Source organism: Methylorubrum podarium (assembly GCF_022179745.1).
GTDB classification, from domain to species: Bacteria; Pseudomonadota; Alphaproteobacteria; order Rhizobiales; family Beijerinckiaceae; genus Methylobacterium; species Methylobacterium podarium.
This window is the reverse complement of record NZ_BPRD01000075.1, coordinates 1-4,222: the sequence shown is the minus strand read 5'-3', so window position 1 is coordinate 4,222 and position 4,222 is coordinate 1. Positions and strand designations below refer to the sequence as shown.

General features: G+C 68.3%; 6 protein-coding genes. 3 read left to right on the top strand and 3 right to left on the bottom strand.

Going from position 1 to position 4,222, the window contains the following annotated elements; translation table 11 throughout:
* From MFF42_RS03950 to MFF42_RS03940, 3 genes are all read left to right on the top strand, one after another.
* On the top strand, positions 1–524 hold a 524-nt coding region (locus MFF42_RS03950), incomplete at its 5' end, for a response regulator (protein WP_238254587.1).
* A gap of 152 nt (positions 525–676) precedes the next feature.
* A complete protein-coding gene (locus MFF42_RS03945; RefSeq protein WP_238254586.1) occupies positions 677–1,756 on the top strand; it encodes a sensor histidine kinase in 1,080 nt (359 codons plus the stop codon).
* 86 nt (positions 1,757–1,842) lie between these two features.
* Complete coding sequence (locus MFF42_RS03940) at positions 1,843–2,256, top strand: SufE family protein (RefSeq protein WP_238254585.1); 414 nt, start codon at positions 1,843–1,845, stop codon at positions 2,254–2,256.
* 323 nt (positions 2,257–2,579) lie between these two features.
* Here the strand turns inward: MFF42_RS03940 and MFF42_RS03935 are convergent, their stop codons facing one another.
* The 3 genes from MFF42_RS03935 to MFF42_RS03925 all read right to left on the bottom strand — a co-directional run.
* A complete protein-coding gene (locus MFF42_RS03935; RefSeq protein ID WP_238254584.1) occupies positions 2,580–3,389 on the bottom strand; it encodes a DUF6456 domain-containing protein in 810 nt (269 codons plus the stop codon).
* 134 nt (positions 3,390–3,523) lie between these two features.
* Positions 3,524–3,718 carry a hypothetical protein gene (locus tag MFF42_RS03930; RefSeq protein ID WP_238254588.1) on the bottom strand — a complete coding sequence of 65 codons (195 nt, stop codon included), beginning with the start codon at positions 3,716–3,718 and terminating at the stop codon, positions 3,524–3,526.
* Positions 3,719–3,882: 164 nt separating this feature from the next.
* On the bottom strand, positions 3,883–4,222 hold a 340-nt coding region (locus MFF42_RS03925; protein WP_238254583.1), incomplete at its 5' end, for a Ros/MucR family transcriptional regulator.

Here is a 4,222-nt window from a genome sequence, read left to right as displayed (position 1 = left end):
TGATCTACGGCTTCGCCCGCCAATCGAACGGGCAGGTCAGGATCAGCTCGGAGCCCGGCCGGGGAACGGCGGTGACGATCTACCTTCCCCGCCACCGCGGCGCCCTGCCGGACGAGCCGGCGCCGGCGTCTTCTCCCGAACCGATGCGCTCGCAGCGGAACGAGACCGTGCTCGTGGTCGAGGACGAGCCGGTTGTGCGCGACCTCGTGACGGAGGTGCTGCGCGATCTCGGCTACCGGACGATCGAGGCGCAGGACGGGCCGTCGGGCCTGGACATCGTGCGCTCGCGCGCCCGGGTCGATCTCCTCGTCACCGATGTCGGCCTTCCGGGCCTGAACGGCCGCCTTCTCGCTGAGCAAGCCCGCGCCCTGCGCCCCGGTCTCAAGGTGCTGTTCATGACGGGATATGCCGAAAACGCGATGTTCGGCGGCGGCCGGCTCGACCCGGACATCCAGATGATCACGAAGCCCTTTCCGGTTGAGCGGCTCGTCGAACGCATCCAGGAGATGATCGAGCATTCGTGAAGCTTGGCCGGGCTTGAGCGTGCCGCGGGGGCTTGCTTGGCCGGACGGATTTATCGCGTTGTGGACGGGCCGGAACGGGCCAACATCGCGGACGTTGACCGGCGCAGAGATGAACTTGTTTCCGGGTTGCGACGAGCGAACAGACGAGCGGAATGGGTGCTGATACGCCAGAGGGCGGCTTTTCGGGGATTGGCGGGATGGAGACCCCGTTCGACCTTGGCGATGGCTTCCGTCGGTTTGCCGACCATGTGCCGCTGATGATGTGGCGGACGGACGATTCCGGGCGCTCCAGCTATCACAACGAGTGCTGGCTCCAGTTCACGGGGCGCCTCCTGGCCGACGAGATCGGCGATGGCTGGCGCCAGGGATTGCATCCGGACGATTTCACGCGGCACGCCGAAATCGTCGCGAAAGCCTTCGAATCGCGCCTGCCGTTCACCGTCGAGTTCCGCTTGCGCCGCCACGACGGCGCCTATCGCTGGCTCCTCGATACCGGCCGTCCGCTGGAAGAGAACGGGGTCTTCCACGGCTATCTCGGCTCGTGCTTCGACATCACTGATCGCAAGAACGCCGAGGAGCATGCCGAGCACGCGCTCCTCGAGAAGGAAACGCTGCTGGCCGAGATCTATCACCGGGTGCGCAACAACCTCCAAGTGATGGTGAGCCTGATCGGCCTCTACGGCCGCGCTGCGCCGGAAGCGTGCCGCGGCAGCTTCGATGCTCTGGGTCAACGGGTGCGGGCGATCGCCCTGGTGCAGCAGCACCTGCACGAGGCGCCGCATATCGCGTCGATCGACCTGCGCGACTATCTGCGCCGGCTCGCATCTGGACTCGGGCAGTTGCGCCGGGCCGGACGGATCAGCGTCGGGATCGAGGGGGAGGGGACGAGCCTCGTCGAGCCCCGCACGGCCAACGCCCTAGGCATGATCGTCGCCGAAATCGTCGCCGAATGCCTCGATGCCACGAACGAGACGGTAACCTGCGGCATCGTCATCCGCATCGATGCCGGCGTCGGGGCGCCGGTGCGTCTGGCGATCATCTCCGGCTCCGGCGAGGCAGCGGCCGAGGGGCGGGAGGGCGTGCCGAAGCTCGGCCCCCGTCTCATCGCCGCCTACGCCGCCCAGGCCGAGATCGCCGTGAGCGGTACGGCGACGGCCGCCGATCCGCTCCAGCTGCAGCTGCCGGAGGCCCGGGCCTACGTGCCGCCCTCGCTGCCGCCCGCCCTGCGCTGACACGTCCGCGAGGGAGAACCCTCGCAGGCCCGGCCCGCGGTCGCTATATCGGCTTCGACCGTCCGACGCTCCTGAACGCGTGTGCCATGCTGCCCGACCTCGACACCATCATCGAGAACTTCGAACTCATCGACGACCCGCACGAGCAGCTCGTTTACGTGATGGAGCTCGGCCGCGCCCTGCCGCCCATGCCGGAGGCCTGGAAATCGGAGCAGAACCTCGTCCGCGGCTGCGAGAGCCAAGTTTGGCTCGTGGTCTCGACGGACGAAGACCGCGGCGGGCTGACGATCGTGGGCGACAGCGACTCGCACCTCGTGAAGGGCTTCGTCGCGCTCATGGTCGCCCTCTATTCCGGCAAGAGCCCGGAACAGGCTGCGAAACTGGATGGGCTCGACCTGCTCAAGCAGCTCAATTTCGGCGCGCACGTCACCTCGAAGCGCTCGAACGGCGTCCGTGCCATGGTCGAGAAGATCCAGCGCGACGCGAGCCGGGTGTCCTGATCGGTCGAGGCCGGCGGCGCGCATCGAAGCGTCACGCGCCCTCCCGGAGCGTCCTCCGATAAGCCGACATCCGGCTCTCGGGGGAGACTTTGGGTCTGATACTATTTCCGGTTGATTCCTTCGGTGCTGCTTCCCGTCATTCCGGGGCGCTGACAAGCGAACCCGGACCCGAAGGGGCGCGCCGGAGGCGTGCAATCCACGACTGGCCTGAACGCCATGTTCCAGCGCGCATCACGGGTGGATCCCGGGTTCCGCTGCGCGGCCCCGGGATGACGGCGGATGGTGAAACCGAAGTGATCAACCGGAACCCGTAGGATTCACCGCTAACCGACTTCCGGCGAGCGCCAGGCGCGGCTACGCGCCCGCTCCGGCCCGGTCGCCTCGCGGGCGATGCCGTAATGCTCGGCGAGGCGCCCCAGCGCGATGCGCGCCACCACCTTGGCCGAGCGGGCCGGCCAGCGCCGCTCCGCCTCGATCCGCTCCAGGCCCTTCAGGAAGCCGCACAGGTCGATCAGCAGGCCCGACAGATCCGAGCCCACCGCCGCCAGCGCCAGATCGACCCGCTGGCGCGCGGCGATGACCCGGTCGGAGGCCGAGGCCGGATCGCGCGGGCCGCCGCCATCGACCCGCGGCGCGGTCCAGTCGGTCGAGAGCTGCGGCAGCATCCGCGCGGCGGCGAGGTCGTGGCGCAGCCGCTCCCCCGCCGCGAACGCGGCCGCGTCGATCATCGGTTCTCCGTCGCGTCCGCGCCGGCGGGCCATCCAGGCGAGAGGGCTCTCGGCCGTGTCCCGCAGCCGCTCCGCGTCACCCGAGGTCTCCCGGACGACGGCGAGATGCTGCATCCGGAAGCTGTCGGGTCCGCAGGCCTCGGCGCGCCGCAGACGCGCCCGTCCGGCCGCCCCGATCACCAGCCGGTTGCGCCGCCCGTCGTCTCGGGCCGCGAGATCGGCCGCCACCAGGGTCTCACCCGCCCGCACGGAGAACCGTCCCGCCCCCAGCGAGACGCCCTGACCACCCCTGCGCACGATCAGCGTCTCGGGCGCGCTCGGATCGGGGAAGGCGTAGGCGCCATCGGATGCCAGCGCCGCCAACAGGCGTTCAGCCTCTCGACCGAGAGCGCCCGTTTCGTTCATGTTTTGTTCTTTACTCATCGTGCCACCCGAACCGAACCGACGGCGGGAAGCTAAGGGAAAATCGTCCTAATACAAGTCTTGACAGCCTTCGGTGCTGCCACTGGTTGCACCGTCACGCTGGTATCGGATCCGCGTCAGGCCTGAGCCGGCTTCGTCGGCGCCTTCTTGAGGATCTCGGTGATCTCGTCCTCGGACTTGCCGCGCACCTCGTAGCCCATCCGCTCGAAGCGCTCGATCAGCTGATCGCTCTCGCAGGCGGAGCGGGCGGCCCACTCCGCCAACGCCGTATTGGTCTTGGACAGTTGTTCGTGGAGATCGTCGTCGCTCATATCGAAGGAATGCAGCAACGCTTCCTCCGTTCCACGACAAACGTGTTGATAAGATGATTCGGTCCGTCCGATGACCGGGCCGGTCGAAGATGAGTCGGCAATCCACTGCGCCGACGCCGAGCGCGGCGCAGTGGATTCCGCTTGAGACGAGCGTCGGACCGCGATCAGGCGGCCGCGTCGTAACCCGGGCGCACCTGGCCGAGACCGATCGCCTTGGCGAGATCGGAGCGGGCCTTGGCGTAGTTCGGCGCCACCATCGGGTAGTCGGGCGACAGGCCCCACTTGGCGCGGTACTGCTCGGGAGACAGATTGTACTTGGCGCGCAGGTGCCGCTTCAGCGACTTGAAGGTCCGCCCGTCCTCCAGGCAGACGATGTAGTCGGGCTGAATCGACTTCTTGATCGGCACGGCCGGCTGCTGCGGCTCCTGCACGACGGGCTGCGGCGCGGCGACACGGCCGCTTCCGACCTGGATCAGGGCGCCATGGATGCCGCCGATCAGGCCG